This is a genomic window from Cupriavidus phytorum (assembly GCF_003254285.1).
In the GTDB taxonomy this organism is placed as follows: domain Bacteria; phylum Pseudomonadota; class Gammaproteobacteria; order Burkholderiales; family Burkholderiaceae; genus Cupriavidus; species Cupriavidus phytorum.
In genome coordinates, this window is record NZ_QKZN01000005.1 from 452596 (window position 1) to 474206 (window position 21611).

The following is a 21611-nucleotide window of genomic DNA, read 5'->3' on the forward strand; positions in this document are numbered from 1 at the left end:
GCCGCGGTCGGGAAATGGCTGGACGACGGCTATCCGGCGCTTGCCCAGCGTGCCAGGCGGGGGAGGCCGAGATTCCCCGCGGCGATGGAACCGGGCCTGCGATCAACGGATGGCATTATTTCCGTCGGTAACTTTGTATATCGCGGCGAGGTCGCATAAGTCCCAGTTTCCGCCAGTCAGGACCGCGCACACTTTCTCGTGGGGTTTAACCTTGATGCTGCCGGCGAGCAAGGCGCCGATACCAATCGAAGCGGCGGGCTCGGCAATCAATTTTGCATCATTGGCGAGCATGCGCATGCCAGCAACGATATGTTCGTCTTCAACCAGAACGATCTCGTCCACATATTTTTCAATAATAGGAAATGGATTCTGGCCGGGCACACTTATCCTCAGTCCGTCGGCGATGGTATGTTTCAAGGGGAGCGAGGTGCGCTCTTTATTCTTGCGGCTGTAAAAATACTTTGGTGTCAGCGCAGGCTCTACGCCGATGACGCGCACCGAAGGGGCGGTTTCCTTGATGGCGGTGGCGATCCCCGAAATGAGGCCGCCGCCACCCATGGGAACAATGACCGTGTCGATCTCCTCCAGATCCTCCAGTATTTCACAACCGATGGTGCCCTGGCCAGCCATTACCAAGGGGTCTTCAAAAGCATGGACCACTGCATAGCTGTGTTCCTGGGCGATCTCATTCACCCGTTTCCATCGGGCAGCGGTATCGCCATCGTAAAGAATGACTTCGGCGCCCAGGGATTGGGTATTGGCAATTTTGATCTTTGGTGTGGTAACTGGAAGAACCAATATGGCCTTGACGCCAAGCATCCTCGCGGCATACGCAAGTCCCTGTGCGTGATTGCCCGAGGAGGTGGCAATGATGCCATTAGCTATTTCAGCGCTTGCAAGCGATAGCGACTTATTCAGGGCGCCACGGATTTTAAATGCCCCGGTAATTTGCAGCATCTCCGGCTTCAGGTATAGCTGGCAACCCAAAGCTTGCTCCATCTTGTCCGCACGCAGTAACGGAGTACGTCTGATGTGGGGCTTTAGCCGTTCCTGCGCGGCTCGAATGTCCTGAATAGTCGGATAGCTAAGCATGTGAATTCTCACTTTTTCCGGCCGTCGGCGCTTTGACGGTTATTCAATAAATTCAAAGAAAGTTCCGACCTTGCCTTCCACTGCATTGCGATAGATTCTTGTCGCGGTGGTATTGTCCTGTATGGCCATGCCGGTGGAGTCGAAAATCGTGATCTCGTCTTCGTTTTCTCTACCTGGTTTTATGCCAAGCAGGATCTCGCCAATTTCACCGTGGATGTCCTCCTGGCTTATGATATTCCTGTTCAAAGGGTGCCAGGTCTCGCCTTTTTCAGTGCATTGGCCAATTGAGTCATTTACGATTTTTGCGTTCCTGAATATTTCCGGGTCCAGTTCCTGCTTGCCTTGCTGGTCTGTGCCAATTGCAACAATGTGGGTGCCCGGCTTTACCCATTCAGCTTCCACCAACGTGCCTTTTCCGCGGGTCGTGGTAATCAGAATATCTGCCTGTTCAACCGCTTCCTTTTTGGAGGCGGCCATCACTACAGGAATGCCAAACTCGCTTTCGATATCAGCTTTATATCTGGCAAGGGTGTCGGCGTTGTTGTCCCAGGCATGGATCACTTCAATTTTCATGATCTCTTTGATCGCCCGGATCTGCATCCGGGCCTGATTCCCGGTACCGATGGACGTGATTTTTTTTGCGTCCTTTCTTGCCAGTGCTTTCACCGAAACCGCACCAGAGGCGCCGGTTCTGAGGCCGGTGATCAGGCTGCCATCCATAACGCAGATCAAGGCACAGCTCTGCGCATCGAACAGCAGTATGGTTCCCATTCCGTTGGGGACCCCGTGAGACTCGGGGTTATCAATGAACCCTCCCGAAGATGCCTTCATGGAGATCATTTCATTGGCTTTGCAGTAACCCAGCTTGAAATCAATTTCGCCGCGCGGTGGCGGGAGATGGATGCCGATATAACCTGGTTGAACCACCTGCTTACTGTTAAAGGCCCGGTATGCCTCTTCCACCGTACCTATGACTTCACTCATGCAGATCAGGCTGCTTACTTGCTCCTTGTTAAGCAGTAACGTCTTCATTGGCGTCATCTCCAAGCATTGTCGAGCGTGCCGGGCGCATTAGCGAACGCCGGATCATTTCCGGTAACCATGCGCCGCTGTTATTCCGCTTCCACGATGCTGGCGATGGCTTCGCCCATTTCGGTGGTCGAAGCGTTGCCGCCCAGGTCCGCAGTGCGAGGACCGTGAATCAGTACGTGCTGGATGGCGGCAAGAATCGCATCGTGCGCCTTTCTTCCGGCGTCGTTGTCGGTATCGAGGAAGTCGAGCATCATGGCGCCTGACCAGATCATGCCGATCGGGTTGGCAATGTTCTTGCCATAGATATCGGGGGCTGAGCCATGCACCGGCTCAAACAGCGAAGGGAAGGTGCGCTCGGGATTCAGGTTGGCCGAAGGCGCGAGTCCCAGCGTACCGGTGCAGGCCGGGCCCAGGTCGGACAGGATGTCGCCAAACAGGTTGGACGCCACCACCACATCGAAGCGCTGCGGCTGCAACACGAAGCGGGCGCACAGAATGTCGATGTGCTGCTTTTCCCAGCCGACATCCGGATATTCGTCCGCGATGGCGGAGGCCCGCTGGTCCCACCATGGCATGCTGATGGCAATGCCGTTGCTCTTGGTCGCCACGGTAACGCGCTTGCGCTGCCGCTGCCGCGCCAGGTCGAATGCGAAGCGCAACGCGCGGTCGGTGCCATGCCGTGAAAAAATCGACTGCTGCATGACGACTTCGCGTTCGGTGCCTTCGTACATCACGCCGCCGACCGACGAGTATTCGCCCTCGGTATTCTCGCGCACGATGATCGTGTCGATATCGCCCGGCTTCCTGCCGGCCAGTGGGCACGGCACGCCTTCGAACAGGCGGGCGGGGCGCAGGTTGATGTACTGGTCGAACTCGCGGCGGAACTTCAGCAGCGAGCCCCACAGGGAGATATGGTCCGGCACGATATCGGGCCAGCCCACCGCGCCGAAGTAGATGGCATCCATGCCCGCCAGTTGCGCTTTCCAGTCATCCGGCAGCATCTTTCCGGTGGCTGCGTAGTAATCACAGCTTGCCCACTCGACATGGGTGAAGTTCAGGGCGATGCCGAAGCGGCTTGCGGCGGCACGGAGTACGCGCAAGCCTTCTGGCATGACCTCCTTGCCAATGCCATCGCCCGGGATCACGGCGATATTGAAAGTCTGGGTCGTCATGACGATTCCTGTGAAGTAACGAGGTTGCGCCATGGCCGCCACCAGGGACGCGAGTAGTGTCCCAAATTGTAGGGGTCGCATTTCGGCGGCAGATTGCGTATGCCGGGTGCGCGACAGAAGGAAATCCCGTATTCATCGCCGTGTTCGGCACGCTGTGCGTGGGGTTGGATCCCGGCCAGCATGACATCACATGAGCGCCCTTGCTACGCAGTCAGAACCGATGCCGCAGTCCGGCGACAAACTGGCGCCCCAGCCCTGGCACTACGGCAAGGTTGCCCCACGACGCGGGATAGTAGGTTTTGTCGAACACGTTGTGAATGTCGAGGAAAAGGCGCGTGCGGCGATCAATCTGCCAGTACGTGACAAGCTTCACCGTGGCGTAGGCCGGCAGCGAGTACGTGTCGGTGGCATTTCCGGATCGATTGCCGACGTAGACAAGGCCAGTGCCGATGCCATAGCGGCCGCCGAACTTCGGCATGGCATCTTCCCGGATGGCGAGCAGGCTCGCGCTGATCCTGGGGATATTGGTCAGGCGGGTGCCGGGGGCGATGGTATTGTCCTCGGTGACCCTGGCGTTCACCAGCGAAAAACTGCCGCTGATGCGCCAGTGCTCATCCAGGTTGCCGAATACGTCGAACTCCAGCCCCCGGCTCGCGGCCCGGCCCGCGGCAATGTTGAAGTTGGGATTGGCAGGGCTGCGTGTCAGGACGTTGTGCTTGCGAATGTCGAAGAGCGCAAGCGTTGCCCCTAGCCGCTCGTCCCGGGACTGCCACTTCAGCCCTGCCTCTACCGAGCGGGCGTACTGCGGATCAAAGGCGTTGCCGGCCTCGTCCACGCCGCTGTTCGGGCGGAAGGATTTGCCAAAGGATAAGTATGCGGAAAGCTGCGGGGTCGGGAGCCACGTCAAGCCGATCCGGGGCGACACGGCACTCTGGCTCTGGCGGGTCGATGCCGCGGTAAGAAGGTTATCCACTGACTGCTGGTAGTTGTCGAACCGGACGCCGGCAAGCAGCTTCCAGCGCTCGTCAATCAACACCTCGTCCTGCAGATAGGCGCCGAGATTGCGCTGGTTCTCGCGCGTCGATATGCCTGGCAAGACCGCCGGCTTCGCTTGCCCGTATACCGGCTCATAGATGTCGATCGCATACGCGTTGGCTGCGAGGCTGGAGTAGGCGATATCCATGCCCATGAACAGGCGCGACGCTTCGATGCCGACAAGCATGCGGTGGCCCAGCCCGGCCGTATGGAAGTTTCCCTCCACCTCTGCGCGGGCCGACGTGTCGCGCGAGGGCAATGTCCGCCAACTGTTGCGACGCGTGAGCGTACGCCCATCGGCGAGCAGACTGCCAAACTCCGCGGCGTATCCCTCGAAGCCGGATTCCTTGTAGCTCGCCCCGATGCGCGTGCGCCAGCCCGCGGAAAGCTGCCGCTCGAATGTCAGCTGATGCGTATCGCTGGAAAGATGGAGGTTTGGGTCGCTGGGCTCCTGCAGGTAGCGGTCGCGGGGAAGCGTGAGTCGGCCGTCCACATTGACCACGCCGCGGTCGAGCGGCGTACGCAAGCGCATGAATTCTCCCTCGTATTGCAGCAGCGTACGGTCGTCCGGTGCCCACGTCAGTGCCGGCGCCACGAGGTATTTGTGGCCGTCGATCAGGGGGCTGCGGCTGGCGCTGTCCTCCGCCATGACATTAAGGCGATAGGCCAGCGTCTTGCCCAGGGGGCCGGTGGTATCGATGGTGGCGCGCCGGAACCCGAACGTCCCGACGCTCACTTCGGCCGCGGTCGCCGCCGTGAACCTTGGCTTCTTCGTGACGATATTGATGGTGCCGCCCGGTTCGCTGCTGCCATAAAGCGCCGCCGCGGGGCCTTTGAGGAATTCGAAGCGCTCGACCGTGGCGGCGTCGCGCATCGGGTTGTACCCACGCGCGCCGGGAAAGCCGTTGACGAGGTATCCCATCTCCGTGCTGCTGAAGCCGCGGATGGCATAGTTGTCCCAGGTCCCGCCAAAGTCATTGAGGCGCGCGACTCCGCTGACATAGTCGACGGTGTCGGCAAGCCGCGTCGCACCCAGGTCATCAATGAGCTCCGAGGTAACCACGCGCACGGATTGCGGGACTTCACGCAACGGCGTGTCAGTACGCGTGGCGCCAGCGGCGTCGACAGCAACATATCCGCTGCCGCCGGCACTGGCGCTGACACGGACTTCGGGCAGGTCTGCCGCAAGCCCCGGCGGTTCGGCAAGCGCCGCATCCGATAGCGGGAACAACAGCAGGCTGGCGTGACAGGCATGGTGTGCGATGCGCCTGGCGCTTGAGCGAAATGATGGCATGTGCGTGGCATGAGTGACTCAGGGCCAGCAATGTAGCCGCGTGGATGAGATAGATTCTCATTCACTTACTCGCTGCCCGGGAATCATGCGGCTTGCCAGATTGCGTGTTACCGGCGCAAGCCGCTCAGGTCACGGAACAATCTGTTCACGCGGACGGGCAAAACGCAATTCAATGCGGTACGGCCCGCTGCGATCGGCACCATCGTTAGCGAGACTGCTTTTAAGCTGGCGGCGATGCAGTTCCTCTGGCGCTGCTGCGGCTTTCACTTTTGACATCCAATAACACGGGAGCACAGCGATGGATCTTTGGGATCTCGATGTCCTGTTCAACCATTCAATGCCTCGTCAGAGACAGCCTTTCAATGGAACGGGGGCCGGCTCGTGAGGTGGAACCAGATCGCGGAACCGGTGGCCGACTTGCTGCCGGACCTGATTGCGCTGCGCCGGGACCTGCACGCCAATCCTGAACTTGGCTATGAAGAGCACCGCACGGCTGGCATCGTGGCGCAGTCGTTGCGCATGCTGGGTCTCACGGTGCACGAGGGCATCGGCGGCACGGGCGTGGTCGGCACGCTGCGCGCCGGCAATGGCAAGCGCAGCGTGGGCCTGCGCGCGGATATGGATGCATTGCCGATGGTGGAACTGGGCCGCCCACCTTATGTCAGCCACGTGCCCGGCAAGCATCACGGCTGTGGCCACGACGGCCATACCAGCATGCTCGTGGGCGCCGCGCGTCAGCTTGCGCGCAGCGGCATCGATGGCACGGTGCATTTCATTTTCCAGCCGGCAGAGGAGGGCAAGGGCGGGGCCCGCCGCATGATCGAGGAGGGCCTGTTCGAGCGCTTTCCTTGCGATAGCGTTTATGCGCTGCACAACTGGCCAGACTTGCCGCTCGGCCACGCACAGACGCTGCCTGGCGCCATCATGGCGGCGGCGGATCGATTCGATATCGTGCTGCGCGGGCGAGGCGGTCATGCGGCGCAGCCGCATCACACCGCAGACGCCATCCTGGCTGCCAGCCAGCTCGTGTCGCAATTGCATACGATCGTGGCGCGTCGCATTGATCCCGCCGAATCCGCGGTGTTGTCCGTCACGCGTATCGAAGGTGGGCACAGCCATAACGTGTTACCGGCCGAAGTGCAGATCACCGGCACGGTGCGAAGCTTCGATATGGAGGCCCAGAGCCGGATCGAGACCGCGCTGCGTGCGATGGCGCACGGCGTGGCGACGGCGAGCGGCACCGAAGTCGAAGTGCATTACGACCGCTATTACCCGGCCACGGTGAACAGCCCGGAGGAAGCGGCAGTCGCCGCTGACGCGGCACGTGCCATCGGCCTGGAAGTGCGCATGGCTCCCCGGGCTGCCTTCACCTCCGAGGACTTCGCCTTCATGCTGCAGCAAAGGCCCGGCGCCTACCTGTGGCTGGGACAGGGACGGGCGGAACCCGGGCCCGATGGCGAGCGGCCCTTGCACCACCCTTGCTACGACTTCAACGACGACGCGCTGCCCCTCGGCGTGCGCTGGTTCTGCGAAGTTGCCCGGCGCGCGCTGGCGGCCGCCTGACGCGGCTAACCATTCTTATCACCCCCCACTTCAGACTCATCATGACCACTGCAGCGGCCACTCGCCAGGAGAAGGACCTACTCGGTGTGCGAGAGCTCGATCACACCTTGTACTACGGCGTGCAAACACTGCGCGCCAGGGAGAATTTCTATCTTTCCGGCCGTTGCATCGGGGAGTACCCGGACTTCATCAAGGCGCTGGCTATCGTCAAGCATGCGGCCGCCAATGCCAACCATCGGCTCGGCTTGCTGGACAGCGCCAGGCATGGCGCCATTACAAAAGCTTGCGCCGAAGTCATCGACGGAGCTTTCCATGACGCCTTTGTCGTTGACATGATCCAGGGTGGCGCCGGAACGTCGACGAACATGAACGCCAACGAGGTGCTGGCCAACCGCGCACTGGAACACCTGGGCGAGCAGAAGGGGAGTTACGGCCGGCTTCATCCAAACAACGATGTCAACTTGTCGCAATCGACCAATGATGCTTATCCGACCGCGATCCGGGTCGGATTGCTGTTGGCCCATCTGCCGCTGCTGGAGAGCCTGTGCCACCTTGCGGCAACCCTGGCCAACAAGGCGCAGCAGTTTGGCGGCATCCTGAAGATGGGACGTACCCAGCTCCAGGACGCGGTCCCCATGACGCTCGGTCAGGAGTTCCAGGCGATGGCCGATACCGTGTCGGCCGACCTCGAGCAGATGCGTACGCTCATTCCTGCGACGCTGTGCGCCGTCAATCTGGGCGGCACTGCGATCGGCACCGGCATCAACGCGGACCCGCGCTATCAGGCCATTGCCATCGAAGAACTGGCGGCGCTGTCCGGGTTTCCCGTCCGCGCCGCGCCCAACCTGATTGCCGCGACTTCGGACATGGGCGACTTCGTGCTGCTATCGGGACTCGTCAAGAGGACGGCGCTGCGCCTGTCGAAAATCAGCAATGACCTGCGCCTGCTTTCCAGCGGCCCTCGGACCGGCATTGCGGAAATCAACCTGCCGGCGCGCCAGCCCGGCAGTTCTATCATGCCCGGCAAGGTCAATCCGGTCATTCCGGAAGCGATGAACCAGGTCGCTTATGAGATCGCCGGCAACGATGCCGCGCTGACCCTCGCAGCCGAAGCCGGTCAATTGCAGCTCAACGCGATGGAGCCGCTCATCGCCTACAAGCTCTATGACTCGATCCGGCTGCTGTCCCGCGCCGTGCGCATGCTGGACCGCGAATGCATCGAGGGGATTAGCGCGAACCCGGACCGATGCTCTGCGCTGGTCCACCGTTCGATCGGTATCGTGACAGCGCTGAATCCGTATATCGGATATGAGAACGCTACGCGGATCGCCCGCCTGGCGCAGGACACCGGTCGAACCGTGGTAGAGCTGGTCCAGTCGGAACAGCTCCTCAGCAATGCGCTGCTGGCGGAGATTCTGCGGCCGGAGAATATGGTGGCTCCCCGTAGCCCATTGACGCGCTGAGCAATGGCAATGCGGAACCGCGCTTCGCCGGTTCCGCCAAGACGCATCCATTGCGCAGCGCTGCGGCTGCCTCGCCGCGATCGGCACAGCCGGAGTGCCATGCCGGGCGTCTTGCGATGTCGCGGTGCCAGCCTGGGTCTCAGGGTTTCTCCGGAGATTGGAAGATTCGTTCGCCTGGTGTGCCAGCTTTGCAATTCGCTGCGGTGGCGCACCCCGCAACAGGGACAAATTCTGGCGCTCCCCGTCTAGCATGGAAGCCATGAATCAACCCGGTGCCGAGCCCAGGCGCCCATCATGCTGAGGATCAGAAACCATGACCTTCCGACCCAAGTACGTGACTTTCGACTGCTACGGCACGCTCACGCGATTCCGCATGGGCGAGATGACGCGCGAGCTGTTCGCCGACCGGATTTCGCCCGAGCACATGGAGCAATTCATCGCCGACTTCAGCGCCTACCGCTTCGACGAGGTGCTGGGCGACTGGCAGCCGTATGAGGTGGTGCTGAAGAACGCCGTCCGCCGCCTGTGCAAGAAGTGGAAGATCCAGTACCTGGACAACGATGGTCAGGCGTACTACGACGCGGTTCCCACCTGGGGCCCGCACGAAGATGTGCCGGCGGGCCTGGCCAAGGTGGCCAAGGAGATTCCGCTGGTGATCCTGTCGAACGCCTCGGACGACCAGATCCAGAAGAACGTGGCGAAGCTGGGCGCGCCGTTCCACCGCGTCTACACCGCGCAGCAGGCGCAGGCCTACAAGCCGCGGCTGAAGGCCTTCGAGTACATGCTGGATTCGCTAGGCTGCAATCCTGAAGACGTGCTGCACGTGTCGTCGAGCCTGCGCTACGACCTGATGTCGGCCGATGACATCGGCATCGTCAACAAGGTGTTCGTGAATCGCGGCCACGGCCCGGGCAACGCGGCTTACCGTTACACCGAGATCCAGGACATCGGTGGCCTGCCTGGCGTCGTCGGTCTCTGAAAACCCTCAGCGGTCCCTCCCGTACATCACTATGAAGCTCGATTCCTATTGGAAAGATTCAGTGCCACCGCTGGCTCTGGATGCGTACGATCTGCCGTCCCAGGTCGATGTCGCCATCGTCGGCGGCGGTTTCACCGGGCTGTCGGCGGCGCTGGCGCTGGCCAGGCGTGGCGCGAGCGTCGTGGTGCTCGAGGCGGGGCCCGCCGTTGCGCCGGAGGCTTCCGGGCGCAACGGCGGACATGTCAACAATGGCCTTGCGGTGGATTACGTCGACGTTGCTGCCAGGGTTGGCGCGCAACGGGCCCGTGACTGGTACCACGCCTACGACGATGCGGTCGACACGGTGGCGCGCATCATCCGCGACGAGGACATCGCCTGCGACTTCGAGCGCAACGGCAAGCTGAAGCTCGCGACCCGTCCTTATCAGATGGAGGCGCTGCAACGCAGCGCGGACCGGCTGATCGCCGATGGCGTGGATACCGATGTGGAAATCCTCGACGCGCAGCGCGTGCGCGCCGAGGTCCAGAGCGAACGCTTCCACGGCGGCCTGCTGTACAAGCGCAGCGGACAGATGCATATGGGCCGATTCGCCCAAGGCCTGGCCGTGGCGGCGCAGCGTCATGGCGCACAGATTCATACCGGTACGTGCGTACAGCGCGTCGAGCGCACGCATGGACAGGTACACCGCCTGCACACCACGCGCGGCACGCTGCTGGCCCGGCAGGTGCTGCTCGCCACCGGCGCAAGCCGCCACGGCGGCTACGGCAGTTTTGGCTGGCTGCGCCGGCGCATCGTGCCGATCGGCAGCTTTATCGTGACCACGGAGCCGCTGGGTGCGGAGCGCGCGGCTGCACTGCTGGCCAAGCGCCGCACCTACACCACGGTGGCGAATATCCACCACTATTTCCGTCTCACGCCCGACCACCGGCTGGTGTTCGGCGGCAGGGCACGCTTTGCCATCTCCAGTCCGCAGCAGGACGCCGCCAGCGGCGAGATCCTGCGTGCCGGCCTGGCCGAAATCTTTCCTCAGCTGGCCGATGTCCGGCTGGATTATTGCTGGGGCGGGCTGGTCGACATGACACAGGACCGCCTGCCACATGCCGGCGAGCGCGACGGTCTCTTTTACTCGATGGGTTACAGCGGCCACGGCACTCAAATGTCGGTCTACATGGGGGAGCGCATGGCTGCCGTGATGGCCGGCGATGCGAGCGCCAACCCATGGCGTGAGCGCGAATGGCCCGCGATTCCCGGCCACTTCGGCCCGCCCTGGTTCCTGCCCGCCGTTGGCCTGTACTACCAGCTCAAAGATCGGCTGGCGTAAGACACACCACCGATCCTTTATTCAACGCGACTTGCATGCCTTTCCTAATCGATACACAGGAGTACAACCATGAGCGATAGCCGTAACCAGTTGGAAAATCTTGTCGGTCCCGGTGAAAGCCTTCGCATGATGGATGCGCTCGAACGCGGCGCCACCCGGCGCGATGTCCTGAAGATGCTGGTGGCGGGGGGCATGCAGGCCACGCTCGCCGGCGGCCTGGCCGGCGCTGCGGTCGGCGCGCATGCGCAGACGCCCAAGCGAGGCGGACGCATCCGCGTGGCGGTGGGCACGGCAGCGGCGTCCGATACCCTCGATCCGGCCAAGCAGTCGAACCAGAGCGACTATGTGCGCTGCAACATGGTGTACAACGGACTGACTTCGCTGGACCGGAGCCTGACGCCGCGGGCGGCGCTGGCGGAGACGTTCAACTCCACCGATGCCAAGACCTGGGTGTTCACGCTGCGCAAGGGCGTGACCTTCCACGACGGCAAGGCGCTCGCGCCGGCCGACGTGGTGTACTCGATCATGCGCCACAAAGATCCGGCGACTGCCTCCAAGGCCAAGGTGCTGGCCGAGCAGATCGAAAGCGTGAAGGCCACCGGCCCGAACGAGGTCACGGTGGTGCTGAACAGTCCCAATGCCGACCTGCCGGTCATTCTGGGTACGTTCCACTTCCACATCGTCAAGGACGGCACCACCGACTTCAGCGCCGGCATTGGCACCGGTCCCTACAAGATCAAGGAGTTCAAGCCCGGCGTGCGCACGCTGGTGGTGCGCAATGACGCGTACTGGAAGCCGGGCAAGCCCCACCTCGACGAGATCGAGCTCGTCGGCATTGCCGACGACAGTGCGCGGCTCAATGCGCTGTTGTCCGGCGGCATGGACCTGGTGGCGATGGTCAACCCGCGTTCCGTGTCGAGGGTGAAGGGGACCCCCGGCTACGCCATCATGACGACGCAATCCGGCCAGTACTCCGACCTGATCATGCGCAAGGACGTGGGCCCTGGCACGAACCCCGACTTCATTCTGGCAATGAAGTACTTGCTGGACCGCCAGCAGATGCGGCAAACCATCGCGCTCGGTAATGCGGTGGTTGGCAACGACCAGCCCATCGACCCCACCAACCGCTTCTACTTCAAGGATCTGCCGCAGCGGCCATTCGATCCGGAGAAGGCGAAGTTCCACCTGCGCAAGGCCGGCGTGTCTGGCAAGGTACAAGTGGTGACGTCCCCCGCAGCGCTGTATTCGGTCGAAACCGCGCTGGTGATGCAGCAAGCCGCGCAGCGTGTCGGCCTGGAGCTCGACATCAAGCGCATGCCGGCCGATGGCTACTGGTCGAACCACTGGCTCAATAGTCATGTGGGCTTTGGCAACGTGAATCCGCGGCCCAGCGCGGACACCATCTTCACGCAGTTCTTCAAGTCGGATGCGCCCTGGAACGAGTCGCGCTGGAAGAACCCGAAGTTCGACCAATTGCTGGTAGCGGCGCGGGGTGAGACCGATTTCGCAAAGCGCAAGCAGATGTATGCCGACATGCAGACCATGGTTCACGAGGATGCTGGCATCGGCATCCCGTTGTTCCTGTCCAGCATCGACGCCCATACGACCAGGCTCAAGGGGCTTTCGCCCATCCCGCTGGGCGGTCTGATGGGCTATATGTTCGCCGAGAACGTGTGGATCGATGCCTGATCCGGACGAGACATCCTATATGAGCACATTCCTTTACAAGGCAGATCCGGTGCGGGGTCAGGACTGGCGCACGGTGTTCGCGCGCGAGCGGCCCGATGTCGATTTCCGCATCTGGCCCGATGTCGGCGATCCGGAGCAGGTGCGCTACCTTGCGGTCTGGGAGCCGCCCGAAGATATCGGACAGCGCTTTCCTAACCTGCAGGCGGTGTTTTCAACGGGCGCAGGCGTTGACCAGTTCAATCTGAAGGCGATCCCGGAACATTTGCCGCTGGTGAGAATGATCGAGCCCGGTATCGTGGAGGGAATGGTCGAGTACGCGGTGTTTTCGGTGCTCGCGCTTCACCGCGACATGCCGGCATATCGGCGGCAACAGGCGCAAGCAGACTGGAGGCCTATCCCGGTGCAGCCGGCGCAAGAGCGGCGCGTCGGGGTGCTGGGACTGGGTTCGCTGGCGCAGGCGGTGCTGGCGCGCCTGGGCTTGTTCGGCTTCGATTGCGCGGGTTGGTCACGCTCGCGCCGCAGCCTCGACGGTGTGACGTGCTACGCCGGCCAGGAGGAACTCGACGCATTCCTCGCACGTACCGATATCCTCGTGTGCCTGTTGCCGCTGACAGACGAGACACGCGGCATGCTGGGCGCCAGGATGTTCAACATCTTGCCGCGTGGTGCCGGACTGGTGCATGTTGGCAGGGGTCAGCAACTCAACCACGCCGACCTGCTGGCCGCGCTGGAGTCGGGACAGCTTGGCGATGCCATTCTCGATGTCACGCATCCGGAGCCGCTGCCCGCGGATCATCCATTGTGGCGGCACCCCCGGGTATGGCTTACCCCCCATATTGCCAGCATGACCCGGCCCGATACCGCGGCCAGGACGGTGCTGGACAATCTGCGGCGCCTTGAAAACGGCGAGCCGGTTATCGGCGTTGTCGACCGTCAGAAGGGATACTGACCGCCCGTGAAGCGCTTCGACCCGACCATGTTTGCAGAAACTATCCAGCAGCGACTTCCCCGATAGAGCGAAGCGCGCCCGCTTCCAGCAGATCCCAGGTAAGGAAGAACAGACGGACGCCTGAACGGCGAGATCCGTGGCATTGCTGTGGCCGGCAGGAATGCGAATTTTTGTTTAAAGCATATCGATGCAGACTTCGCTTCACCCCGTGCATTTCATGCCACGGGTTAATCTAATAAATCGGAGGAGTTATTTCATGAAATACCGGATGTTGGCGTTGGCAGCGGCATGGCTGCTGGGTCCCGTTGCCTACGCCCAATCGAGCGTTACGCTTTATGGGGTCGCCGATGTGGGGTTCGAATACCTGAATCATGCGGTAGCGTCTACGGGCACCGTCGCCGCTGGCGCAGCCGCTCACAATCTCTGGGCATTGCAGTCGGGCAACCAGTCTGGCTCGCGCTGGGGCTTGCGTGGCGTCGAAGACCTGGGCGGCGGGCTGAAGAGCATTTTCCTGCTGGAAAGCGGATTCAACATCGATACCGGCACCATGGGGCAGGGCGGGCGCTTGTTTGGCCGCGGCGCCTATGTCGGCCTGCAGAACGAATGGGGCCAAGTTACGTTCGGCAGGCATACCACGCCCTTCTATGACTTTGGCGTGACCTACGACCCGATGGCCATTGCCAGCCGCTATTCGGTTGGCGCACAGGACCCGTACCTGGGCGGCGCGCGCGCCGACAACTCGGTCAAGTACATGGGAAAGTTCGGCGGGCTAAGCCTGAGCGGCCTGTATAGCTTCAACAGCAGCAACCAGGAAATCGCGGGGAATTTCACCAACGGACGTTCGTATTCGGCCTCGGCAAGTTATGCCGCCGGGCCGTTCGCCTTCGGTGCCATCTATGACCAGACGAACCGTTCGGCAGCCACCGCGCTGACGACCAACAGCCTGATCCGGCGCGCGGCAGCGGCGGCGACCTACTCGCTGGGTTCGGCCAAATTCTATGCCGGATATCGCTATGCGCACGCGTTCAACGGTGCCGTCCTGCCGGGCGTTGCGCTGGCCAACACGGTGTCGAACCTCGCCTGGCTTGGCGCTGCCTACCAGGTTACGCCGGCACTGTCGCTGGCCGGCTCTGCCTATTACCAGAACCTGCGCGAGTCGAATGCCGGCAATCCATGGCTGTTCGTGGCGCTGGTCGACTATGCGCTTTCGAAGCGAACCGACGTCTACAGCACGGTTTCGTACGCGCTGAACCGCGGCAAGTCGAACCTCGGCGTGAATGGGTTCAATGACCAGCTGGGCGTCAGCAGCGAAGCCGTGCGCCCCGGTGCCAACCAGTTTGGCGCCGTGGTCGGCATTCGCCACAAGTTCTGAACCTGCCGCGATGCCCGGATCGTAAGGGAATCCGGGCCCCAATGCTGAGCAGACCGCTGCGAGTACACCGTAGCAACCGGGCCGGACTCGCAGCCCCCCACGCTCTCATCGTCCACAGGAATTGCCAATGTCTGATATTGCACCGCTGCAACAGGAAATCGAGCTCATCCATCCACCCGCCCAGTTCGTGGATCAGGCGAACATTGCAGGCATGGCGGCCTATCGGGCCCACTGCGCGGCCGCAGAGGCGGACTACGAAGGCTTCTGGGCTCGGCACGCACGCGACTGCATCAGCTGGCACCGGCCTTTCACCAGGACGCTGAACGAGGACCATGCGCCGTTCTACCGCTGGTTCGAGGACGGGCAGCTCAACGTCTCGTACAACTGCCTGGACCGAAACCTGCAGCTGGGCAACGCGGACAAGACGGCGATCGTGTTCGAAGCCGACGATGGACTGGTCACGCGGATCACGTATGCGCAGTTGCACGCGAAGGTGTGCCAGCTGGCCAACGGCTTGCGGGCCATGGGCGTCGGAAAGGGGGATCGGGTTGTCATTTACATGCCGATGTCGATCGAGGGCATTGTCGCGATGCAGGCATGCGCACGCGTTGGGGCGGTGCATTCGGTGGTCTTCGCCGGATTCTCGGCGAAGTCGCTGCGCGAGCGCATCATCGATGCCGGCGCGGTGGCCGTGATCACCGCCGACGAGCAGGTGCGAGGCGGCAAGTCGCTGCCGCTGAAGTCCATTGTGGATGAAGCGCTCGCACCAGGCGGTTGCGAAATGGTCAGGCACGTTGTCGTTCACCGGCGTACTGGCGCGAGTGTTCCGCTGGTGGCGGGGCGCGACCTCTGGCTCGACGCGTTGATGGCGGCCCAGCCCGCAACCTGCGAGCCGGAATGGGTCGGCGCCGAGCACCCGCTGTTCATCTTGTATACCTCCGGCTCCACCGGGAAGCCCAAAGGGGTTCAGCATGCGTCCGCTGGCTACCTGCTATGGGCGGCGTTGACGATGAAGTGGACCTTCGACATCAAGCCTGACGACATCTTCTGGTGTACGGCAGACATCGGGTGGGTCACCGGCCATACCTACATCGCCTACGGCCCCCTCGCCGTCGGAGCCACCCAGATCGTGTTCGAAGGGGTACCAACCTATCCCAACGCCGGCCGCTTCTGGGACATGGTGGGCAAGCATCGGGCCACGATCTTCTATACGGCGCCGACGGCAATCCGTTCGCTGATCAAGGCCAGCGACAAGGATCCGGCAGTACATCCCGGGCGATACGATTTGTCCAGTCTGCGCTTGCTCGGCTCGGTGGGCGAGCCCATCGATCCGGACAGCTGGCGCTGGTACCACCGCAACGTCGGCAATGGCAACTGTCCGATCGTCGACACCTTCTGGCAAACCGAAACGGGCGGACACATGATCAGTCCGATGCCGGGCGCCATGCCATTGCAACCCGGCTCATGCGCGTTGCCGCTGCCAGGAATCATGGCCGCGGTGGTGGATGAGACCGGCAAGGAATTGCCACACGGGCAAGGCGGCATCCTGGTCATCAAGCGGCCATGGCCCTCGATGATCCGAACCGTCTGGGGGGATGCAGACCGGTTCTGGAGAAGCTACTTCCCGGCGGAGTTGGGCGGCAACCTGTACCTGGCCGGCGACGGGGCGGTGCGCAATGACGAGACCGGCTACTTCACGATTACCGGCCGCATCGATGATGTGCTGAATGTTTCCGGCCATCGCATGGGCACCATGGAGATCGAGTCGGTGCTGGCAGCCCACTGCGACGTGGCCGAGGCCGCGGTGGTGGGCAAGCCGGATGACACCACGGGCGAAGCGGTCTGTGCGTTCGTGGTCCTGAAGCGCACCCGCCCGCAGGGTGAAGAAGCCGCGCAGGTCGCGACGGCATTGCGCGAGTGGGTTGCGCGCGAGATCAGCCCGATCGCCAAGCCAAAGGAGATCCGCTTCGCCGACAACCTGCCCAAGACGCGCTCGGGCAAGGTCATGCGACGATTGCTGCGTGGCATCGCGAAGGGGGAGCAAATCACGCAGGACCTCTCCACCCTGGAGGATCCCGCGATCCTGGCTCAACTCAGGGACGCACAGTAAATCAGGCCGGCACGAACCTGCAACAAAGAGCGGAAGGAAAATGAACGCGGAGAAGGGCGACCACCTCGGGCGGGATATTGGAGGCGGCAATGTTGCGCCAATGTCCCCGAAAAGACGATGGGCAGCAATGCAGCGACGTTACCCGTCGCTCGGGGAATTCGGCTATATCAGCATGATGCTCAATTCATCCATGCATCCCCGGACACAGCACCGGGTGCTGGATTGCATCGAGGAACAGCGTGTATGGGAGTGGAGGGATCTGTCCAGGATCGGCGTCACGCGCTTCGGGCGCTTCGAGCATGCCTGCTGCGTGACGTTTGCGCGCCGCGGGCACTCCGCGATGTACTACGTCAGCCAGGATGAGCGCTATCGCATGGAAGCAGCGCCGGCGTTCGTATCCGAGTTCAATGCCGAGGCGGCATAAGCGCGCATGGACTGGCGCAAGACTCACCAGCGACCGCCGCGCAAGCCGGCGGTCGCGGTATGAGAAATCGCATGAAGATAATCTCCGGATCGCTGCTGGTGCGCTCGCTTAGCAGAGCGCCTGGCTGACGATTGCAAACTGCTGCAGCGTGCTATCCGACTGCGGTACACCGTGGCGTGCCATGGCCACCCCCGTGTCAACCTGAATTAGTCCTGCCTGCGCCAGCCAACCTTGCAGGCCGCTCGCGCCGGTGACGTCGATGCGCACGAAGGAGCCGGCGTAGGCTCCGCACCAATAGGCGATCAGGGCTTTCGCGTGATCCGTGTCAGACGCTACCACCGGCCCGATCGCATGGCCGCGTCCAAAGGGGCGCATGATGGAGAATCCGGCGACCTCGCCATGGCGCTCGAGCACGACCGTCTCGCCAGCCGCGAGCAGCGCCCCGAGGACCTCGTCGCGAGACATGCCAGTGGCCCGGTTTCCCAGCGCAATGATGGCCTCGGTATCGCCGGGGACGTACGGGCGCAGTGTTTCGCCTGGAAAGGACAGGGCGCGAGGGGGGGCTTTCAACGTTCCCTGGTGCTGGTGGATCGTGCCGGTCGCGATAAAGCCGAGCTGCTCGTACAGGGGCCGGCCGGCAGGCGTTGCGATCAGCAGCGTGGAACGCTCCCCCAGGGCTTCCAGCACCAGTTTCATCAACGCCTTGCCGATACCTTTGCCCTGGTGCTCCGGGGACACGATGATCATCCCGAGCGACGCCTGCTGTCCTTGTTTCCAGCACAGCGCGGTGCCAATCATCGCACCGGCCTCTTCGGCAACGAAGCCAGTGCCAAGGCCCAGGACAAAGCTCCAGTCCTCGAGGCGATGTGGCCAGCGCATGGTCTGCGACAGCGCATGGGCTGCAGGCAGGTCCTTTTCGTCCATCGCGCGATAGGTCACTGGAATAACGGTAGCTTGGCTTGGCATGATGTCTTCCTTTCTGGCACATTGAACCGGCCGCCGTGACTTGCTACGCGCTGCCATTGGCAGCATGGCCTGGCATCGTCGCGTCGGGCGGGTCCTGAGGTAATCTTGCCATAGCTATGGCGCCGCTTCGCGGCCTGGCAGAGATTCCGCACGATCATCTGGCTGCCGTGGCGTAACGAGGGTCTTATGCGGTCAAGCCGCAGGCAGACCGCATGAATTGCTAAGCCCATGGGCGTACCGTTGGCTTGCCGCGGGCAGGCGCATCGGCGAGTCGCGCGCGGTCGGCACCCCGGTAATCGGCGCATGCGAGGCTTGCAGCAACATATGCCGCCGCGCGTGGCGAATGCGATAGATTCTTTCCTTACGCCCTGGCCAAACACGATACGCCGGAAATCCGGTAGTGGTCTAATCCTCCTTGGATTACAGGAACGAGCGAAGATGCTTTCATGGTGCTCTGACCGTGCCTGTCCACCGATTTCTTCATTCCGAGACCCTGCGCCGACAGGCCATGCAGGCGCAATCTCATCGATCGCGGGAACAAGTCATGTCGAGTTTGCAGCAGCGCGCCACCCCGGCCACCTTTGTCGATCTGCGCGAGTTTGCGCGGGATCCTACCCGGGGCATCCCGGTCACCGCGCAGGATGGCGAAGATGCATTCCTGTCCAGCCGCCGGCTGCTCGACTTGCCGCCGGGTCCCGTCACGGTAGGGAAGATCGCGCTCGATGCTGGTGCGGGAGCCGTTGACGCCCTGCCGGCGGACGAGTTCATCATCGTCAGCGAGGGCAGCCTGACGTTGACGCGGATGGGCCAGACGGTCGTCCTCGGTGCCGGCAATAGTGCCGTCATCCTGCGCGATGCGTGGTTCGCGTGGCGTGCCGAAGCGCCTGCCACCATCATCTTCATGCGCTACAACCACAGCGTGGTTGGCTCGCGCGCACTGGTGCCGATCGCGCAGGCGCCGGAACTGCAACCATCCGGCACGCCACCGGCCGAGTTTATGCTTACGCCGGCGCCGGTTTGCCGCAACCATACCGACTATCGCTCGGAGGACGGGCAGTTCGTCTGCGGCACCTGGGATTCGACGCCGTACCACCGCCGTGTCATGCCATATATCCATTACGAACTGATGCACCTGTTGTCCGGCAGTGTGACGTTCCAGGACGAGACTGGCCGCAGCGGCACATTTTCAGAGGGCGATATTTTCCTGGTCGAACAGCATGCGCAATGCAGTTGGGAAAGCCGGGAGCATGTGGCGAAGGTCTATGCCATCTTCCGTCCGTCCTAGCCATCGATTTCCAGTCTCATTTTTCTTCAGCGGTCCCTGCTCCACTGGGAGGCGTTTGCCCACAGGCTGCGATGCCTGTGGGTCTTTTTTAAAGCAGCGCGCCGCGATGCTTAGCGGCACAGCGCCGGGGCACGGTCGCACGTCGAAGCAAGGGGCTCAGGCAACGGCTTTGTCGGCACTCCCGGTTCGCAATCAGCCTGCAAGCGCGGCGCGGACGTCGGGTGCGGCAAGCACGTCGTCCAGCGTCTTCTTCACGCGTGCGAACATCAGCTCGAACTCGGCCTCGGTATATGTCAGGGCGGGGGCAAAGCCCAGGATATTGTCGGCGAAGGCGCGGAACACAATGCCGTTGCGGTAGGCTGTCGCCGCGATCCGCTCGGCGAGGCGCAGCGACGGGTCGAAGCCGCGCTTGCTGTCCTTGTCGCTGACAAGCTCCAATGCGCCGAGCAGGCCGCGATGGCGCGAATCACCCACCAGCGGATGGCTGCGCAATGCATCCAGGCCGGCGGCAAACGGCGCTGCGCCCCGCTGACCATTGGCCAGGATGCCGCCTTCCTCATACAGGCGCAGCACCTCCAGGGCCACCGCGGCGCTGACCGGATGAGCAGAGTATGTCGCGCCATGGCCGACTGGCGCCCCATCGGGCGCGCCGTCGGCAATACCGGCATACACCTTCTCGGAGACCACTGTCGCCCCCATGGGCACGTAGCCGGCGGTGAGGCCCTTCGCGAGCGTCATGATGTCGGGCACCACCTCTTCAGCCTCGCAGGCGAACATGGGGCCGGTGCGCCCGAAGCCCGTAATGACTTCGTCGACGACAAACAGGATGTCCAGCTCGCGCGCCGCGTCACGCATGGCCTTGAGCCAGCCCCTGGGCGGCACAATCACTCCGCCCGAGCCCTGCACGGGTTCGCAGAAGAAGGCGGCCACCTTGTCCGCGCCCAGCTCCGCGACCTTGTTGCGCAGCGCCGCTACCGAGGCGTCGATGATTCCCTGGGCATCGTCGGGGTTGCTGGCGCGATAGGGATTGGGAGAGGGAATGTAATGCTGCGTTGGCAGGGGCAGGTCGAAGCCGCGGTGGAAGGCAGGCAGCGCGGTCAGTCCGGCGCCGGTGGAAGAAGAGCCGTGATAGCCGCGCTCCAGCGCGATGAAATGCTTCTTCGTTGGCCGCCCGGTGGCATTGAAGTATTGCGTAATGAAGCGCACGGCCGTATCCACCGCTTCGGAGCCGCCCAGTGTCAGATAGACGTGGTTCAGCGAGCCGGGCGTAAGCTGCGCGAGCTTCTCGGCGAGGCGGATGGCAGGCTCGCTGCTGAAGTGAAAGTAGCCGGTCGCATAGGGCAGGCGGCGCATCTGCCCGGCGGCGGCCTGCACCACGCTTTCCTGTCCGTAGCCGATATTGACGCACCAAAGACCAGCGAACGCGTCGAGGACTTCATTGCCGTTGGCATCCGTCAACCAGGCGCCGCGGCCGGAAGCCAGTACGGTAGGGCCGCGCTGCTCGTGCAGGCGCCACGGCGAGACGGGATGGATCAGGTGCGCGCGGTCCGCGGCGTCAAGCGCGGCGAGTTGGGGCAGGTCATTAATCAGGGTCATTGCGGTGTCCTTCGCATCCATTCGTGCCTGGCGCTGCCGGCTGGTTTGGAACAAGCTTAGCGGCGGCGGCGCACGGGATGGTGCTGCATTGTGGGGGCGCCACGATGAACGCTGCCGTTATGCGGGGCGAGACAGCAGATTGTTTGGCATGAGGGTTCGTCAGGCGCCTGAACGACGCTGTCCCGTATGGACTGGCTGTTCTGGCGACTCCGCCACAGCGGGCCCCGGAGTGGCGCCGGCTGCATCGGGCCGGCGCGGACCGGCTTCCA

17 protein-coding genes are annotated in these 21611 nt (G+C 62.7%); 10 read left to right on the forward strand and 7 right to left on the reverse strand.

Translation table 11 applies throughout. The features are described from left to right. Positions 1 to 102: 102 nt before the first annotated feature. The 5 genes from C7416_RS16265 to C7416_RS29175 form a co-directional block, all read right to left on the reverse strand. Positions 103 to 1092 (reverse strand): threonine/serine dehydratase family protein, encoded by a 990-nt coding sequence (locus C7416_RS16265; RefSeq protein WP_111519847.1) that lies wholly within the window; start codon positions 1090 to 1092, stop codon positions 103 to 105. Positions 1093 to 1131: 39 nt separating this feature from the next. Continuing rightward, positions 1132 to 2124 (reverse strand): ornithine cyclodeaminase family protein, encoded by a 993-nt coding sequence (locus tag C7416_RS16270; RefSeq protein WP_111519848.1) that lies wholly within the window; start codon positions 2122 to 2124, stop codon positions 1132 to 1134. Positions 2125 to 2204: 80 nt separating this feature from the next. After that, complete coding sequence (locus C7416_RS16275; RefSeq protein WP_111519849.1) at positions 2205 to 3296, reverse strand: tartrate dehydrogenase; 1092 nt, start codon at positions 3294 to 3296, stop codon at positions 2205 to 2207. 211 nt (positions 3297 to 3507) lie between these two features. After that, the gene (locus tag C7416_RS16280; RefSeq protein WP_111519850.1) at positions 3508 to 5625 is read right to left on the reverse strand and encodes a TonB-dependent siderophore receptor; all 2118 of its coding nucleotides are present in this window, start codon (positions 5623 to 5625) and stop codon (positions 3508 to 3510) included. Positions 5626 to 5754: 129 nt separating this feature from the next. Continuing rightward, a complete protein-coding gene (locus C7416_RS29175; RefSeq protein WP_181461250.1) occupies positions 5755 to 5901 on the reverse strand; it encodes a hypothetical protein in 147 nt (48 codons plus the stop codon). 105 nt (positions 5902 to 6006) lie between these two features. On the opposite strand from C7416_RS29175, the gene C7416_RS16285 reads away from it, so the two are divergent. The 9 genes from C7416_RS16285 to C7416_RS16325 all read left to right on the forward strand — a co-directional run bounded on the left by C7416_RS16285 (position 6007) and on the right by C7416_RS16325 (position 17495). Then, entirely contained in the window at positions 6007 to 7188 is a 1182-nt protein-coding gene (locus tag C7416_RS16285) for an amidohydrolase (RefSeq protein WP_111519851.1), read from the forward strand. A gap of 41 nt (positions 7189 to 7229) precedes the next feature. After that, on the forward strand, positions 7230 to 8651 hold the full coding sequence (locus tag C7416_RS16290) for an aspartate ammonia-lyase (protein WP_111519852.1): 1422 nt from the start codon (positions 7230 to 7232) through the stop codon (positions 8649 to 8651). Between the two features lie 313 nt (positions 8652 to 8964). After that, a complete protein-coding gene (locus C7416_RS16295) occupies positions 8965 to 9630 on the forward strand; it encodes a haloacid dehalogenase type II (RefSeq protein WP_111519853.1) in 666 nt (221 codons plus the stop codon). 31 nt (positions 9631 to 9661) lie between these two features. Further along, complete coding sequence (locus tag C7416_RS16300) at positions 9662 to 10951, forward strand: NAD(P)/FAD-dependent oxidoreductase (protein ID WP_111519854.1); 1290 nt, start codon at positions 9662 to 9664, stop codon at positions 10949 to 10951. Positions 10952 to 11020: 69 nt separating this feature from the next. Continuing rightward, positions 11021 to 12640 (forward strand): ABC transporter substrate-binding protein, encoded by a 1620-nt coding sequence (locus C7416_RS16305; protein WP_111519855.1) that lies wholly within the window; start codon positions 11021 to 11023, stop codon positions 12638 to 12640. 19 nt (positions 12641 to 12659) lie between these two features. Beyond that, the gene (locus C7416_RS16310) at positions 12660 to 13589 is read left to right on the forward strand and encodes a 2-hydroxyacid dehydrogenase (RefSeq protein WP_111519906.1); all 930 of its coding nucleotides are present in this window, start codon (positions 12660 to 12662) and stop codon (positions 13587 to 13589) included. Between the two features lie 256 nt (positions 13590 to 13845). Then, positions 13846 to 14961 (forward strand): porin, encoded by a 1116-nt coding sequence (locus C7416_RS16315; RefSeq protein ID WP_111519856.1) that lies wholly within the window; start codon positions 13846 to 13848, stop codon positions 14959 to 14961. Positions 14962 to 15088: 127 nt separating this feature from the next. After that, a complete protein-coding gene (gene acs / locus C7416_RS16320; RefSeq protein WP_111519857.1) occupies positions 15089 to 17071 on the forward strand; it encodes an acetate--CoA ligase in 1983 nt (660 codons plus the stop codon). Between the two features lie 127 nt (positions 17072 to 17198). Continuing rightward, positions 17199 to 17495 (forward strand): hypothetical protein, encoded by a 297-nt coding sequence (locus C7416_RS16325; RefSeq protein WP_111519858.1) that lies wholly within the window; start codon positions 17199 to 17201, stop codon positions 17493 to 17495. 108 nt (positions 17496 to 17603) lie between these two features. Here the strand turns inward: C7416_RS16325 and C7416_RS16330 are convergent, their stop codons facing one another. Then, positions 17604 to 18461 carry a GNAT family N-acetyltransferase gene (locus tag C7416_RS16330; RefSeq protein ID WP_111519859.1) on the reverse strand — a complete coding sequence of 286 codons (858 nt, stop codon included), beginning with the start codon at positions 18459 to 18461 and terminating at the stop codon, positions 17604 to 17606. A gap of 544 nt (positions 18462 to 19005) precedes the next feature. On the opposite strand from C7416_RS16330, the gene C7416_RS16335 reads away from it, so the two are divergent. Next, positions 19006 to 19746: a cupin domain-containing protein gene (locus C7416_RS16335; protein ID WP_111519860.1), complete on the forward strand. Its 741-nt coding sequence runs from the start codon at positions 19006 to 19008 to the stop codon at positions 19744 to 19746. Between the two features lie 192 nt (positions 19747 to 19938). On the opposite strand, the gene C7416_RS16340 is transcribed toward C7416_RS16335, so the two are convergent. Further along, a complete protein-coding gene (locus C7416_RS16340; RefSeq protein WP_111519907.1) occupies positions 19939 to 21342 on the reverse strand; it encodes an aspartate aminotransferase family protein in 1404 nt (467 codons plus the stop codon). Positions 21343 to 21611 lie beyond the last annotated feature (269 nt).

Bases quoted from the DNA above. Each gene is read 5' to 3' on its own strand.
- C7416_RS16265 (WP_111519847.1), bottom strand. From the start codon at position 1,092: ATGCTTAGCTATCCGACTATTCAGGACATTCGAGCCGCGCAGGAACGG.
- C7416_RS16270 (WP_111519848.1), bottom strand. From the start codon at position 2,124: ATGAAGACGTTACTGCTTAACAAGGAGCAAGTAAGCAGCCTGATCTGC.
- C7416_RS16275 (WP_111519849.1), bottom strand. From the start codon at position 3,296: ATGACGACCCAGACTTTCAATATCGCCGTGATCCCGGGCGATGGCATT.
- C7416_RS16280 (WP_111519850.1), bottom strand. From the start codon at position 5,625: ATGCCATCATTTCGCTCAAGCGCCAGGCGCATCGCACACCATGCCTGT.
- C7416_RS29175 (WP_181461250.1), bottom strand. From the start codon at position 5,901: ATGTCAAAAGTGAAAGCCGCAGCAGCGCCAGAGGAACTGCATCGCCGC.
- C7416_RS16290 (WP_111519852.1), top strand. From the start codon at position 7,230: ATGACCACTGCAGCGGCCACTCGCCAGGAGAAGGACCTACTCGGTGTG.
- C7416_RS16295 (WP_111519853.1), top strand. From the start codon at position 8,965: ATGACCTTCCGACCCAAGTACGTGACTTTCGACTGCTACGGCACGCTC.
- C7416_RS16300 (WP_111519854.1), top strand. From the start codon at position 9,662: ATGAAGCTCGATTCCTATTGGAAAGATTCAGTGCCACCGCTGGCTCTG.
- C7416_RS16305 (WP_111519855.1), top strand. From the start codon at position 11,021: ATGAGCGATAGCCGTAACCAGTTGGAAAATCTTGTCGGTCCCGGTGAA.
- C7416_RS16310 (WP_111519906.1), top strand. From the start codon at position 12,660: ATGAGCACATTCCTTTACAAGGCAGATCCGGTGCGGGGTCAGGACTGG.
- C7416_RS16315 (WP_111519856.1), top strand. From the start codon at position 13,846: ATGAAATACCGGATGTTGGCGTTGGCAGCGGCATGGCTGCTGGGTCCC.
- acs (WP_111519857.1), top strand. From the start codon at position 15,089: ATGTCTGATATTGCACCGCTGCAACAGGAAATCGAGCTCATCCATCCA.
- C7416_RS16325 (WP_111519858.1), top strand. From the start codon at position 17,199: ATGCAGCGACGTTACCCGTCGCTCGGGGAATTCGGCTATATCAGCATG.
- C7416_RS16330 (WP_111519859.1), bottom strand. From the start codon at position 18,461: ATGCCAAGCCAAGCTACCGTTATTCCAGTGACCTATCGCGCGATGGAC.
- C7416_RS16335 (WP_111519860.1), top strand. From the start codon at position 19,006: ATGTCGAGTTTGCAGCAGCGCGCCACCCCGGCCACCTTTGTCGATCTG.
- C7416_RS16340 (WP_111519907.1), bottom strand. From the start codon at position 21,342: ATGACCCTGATTAATGACCTGCCCCAACTCGCCGCGCTTGACGCCGCG.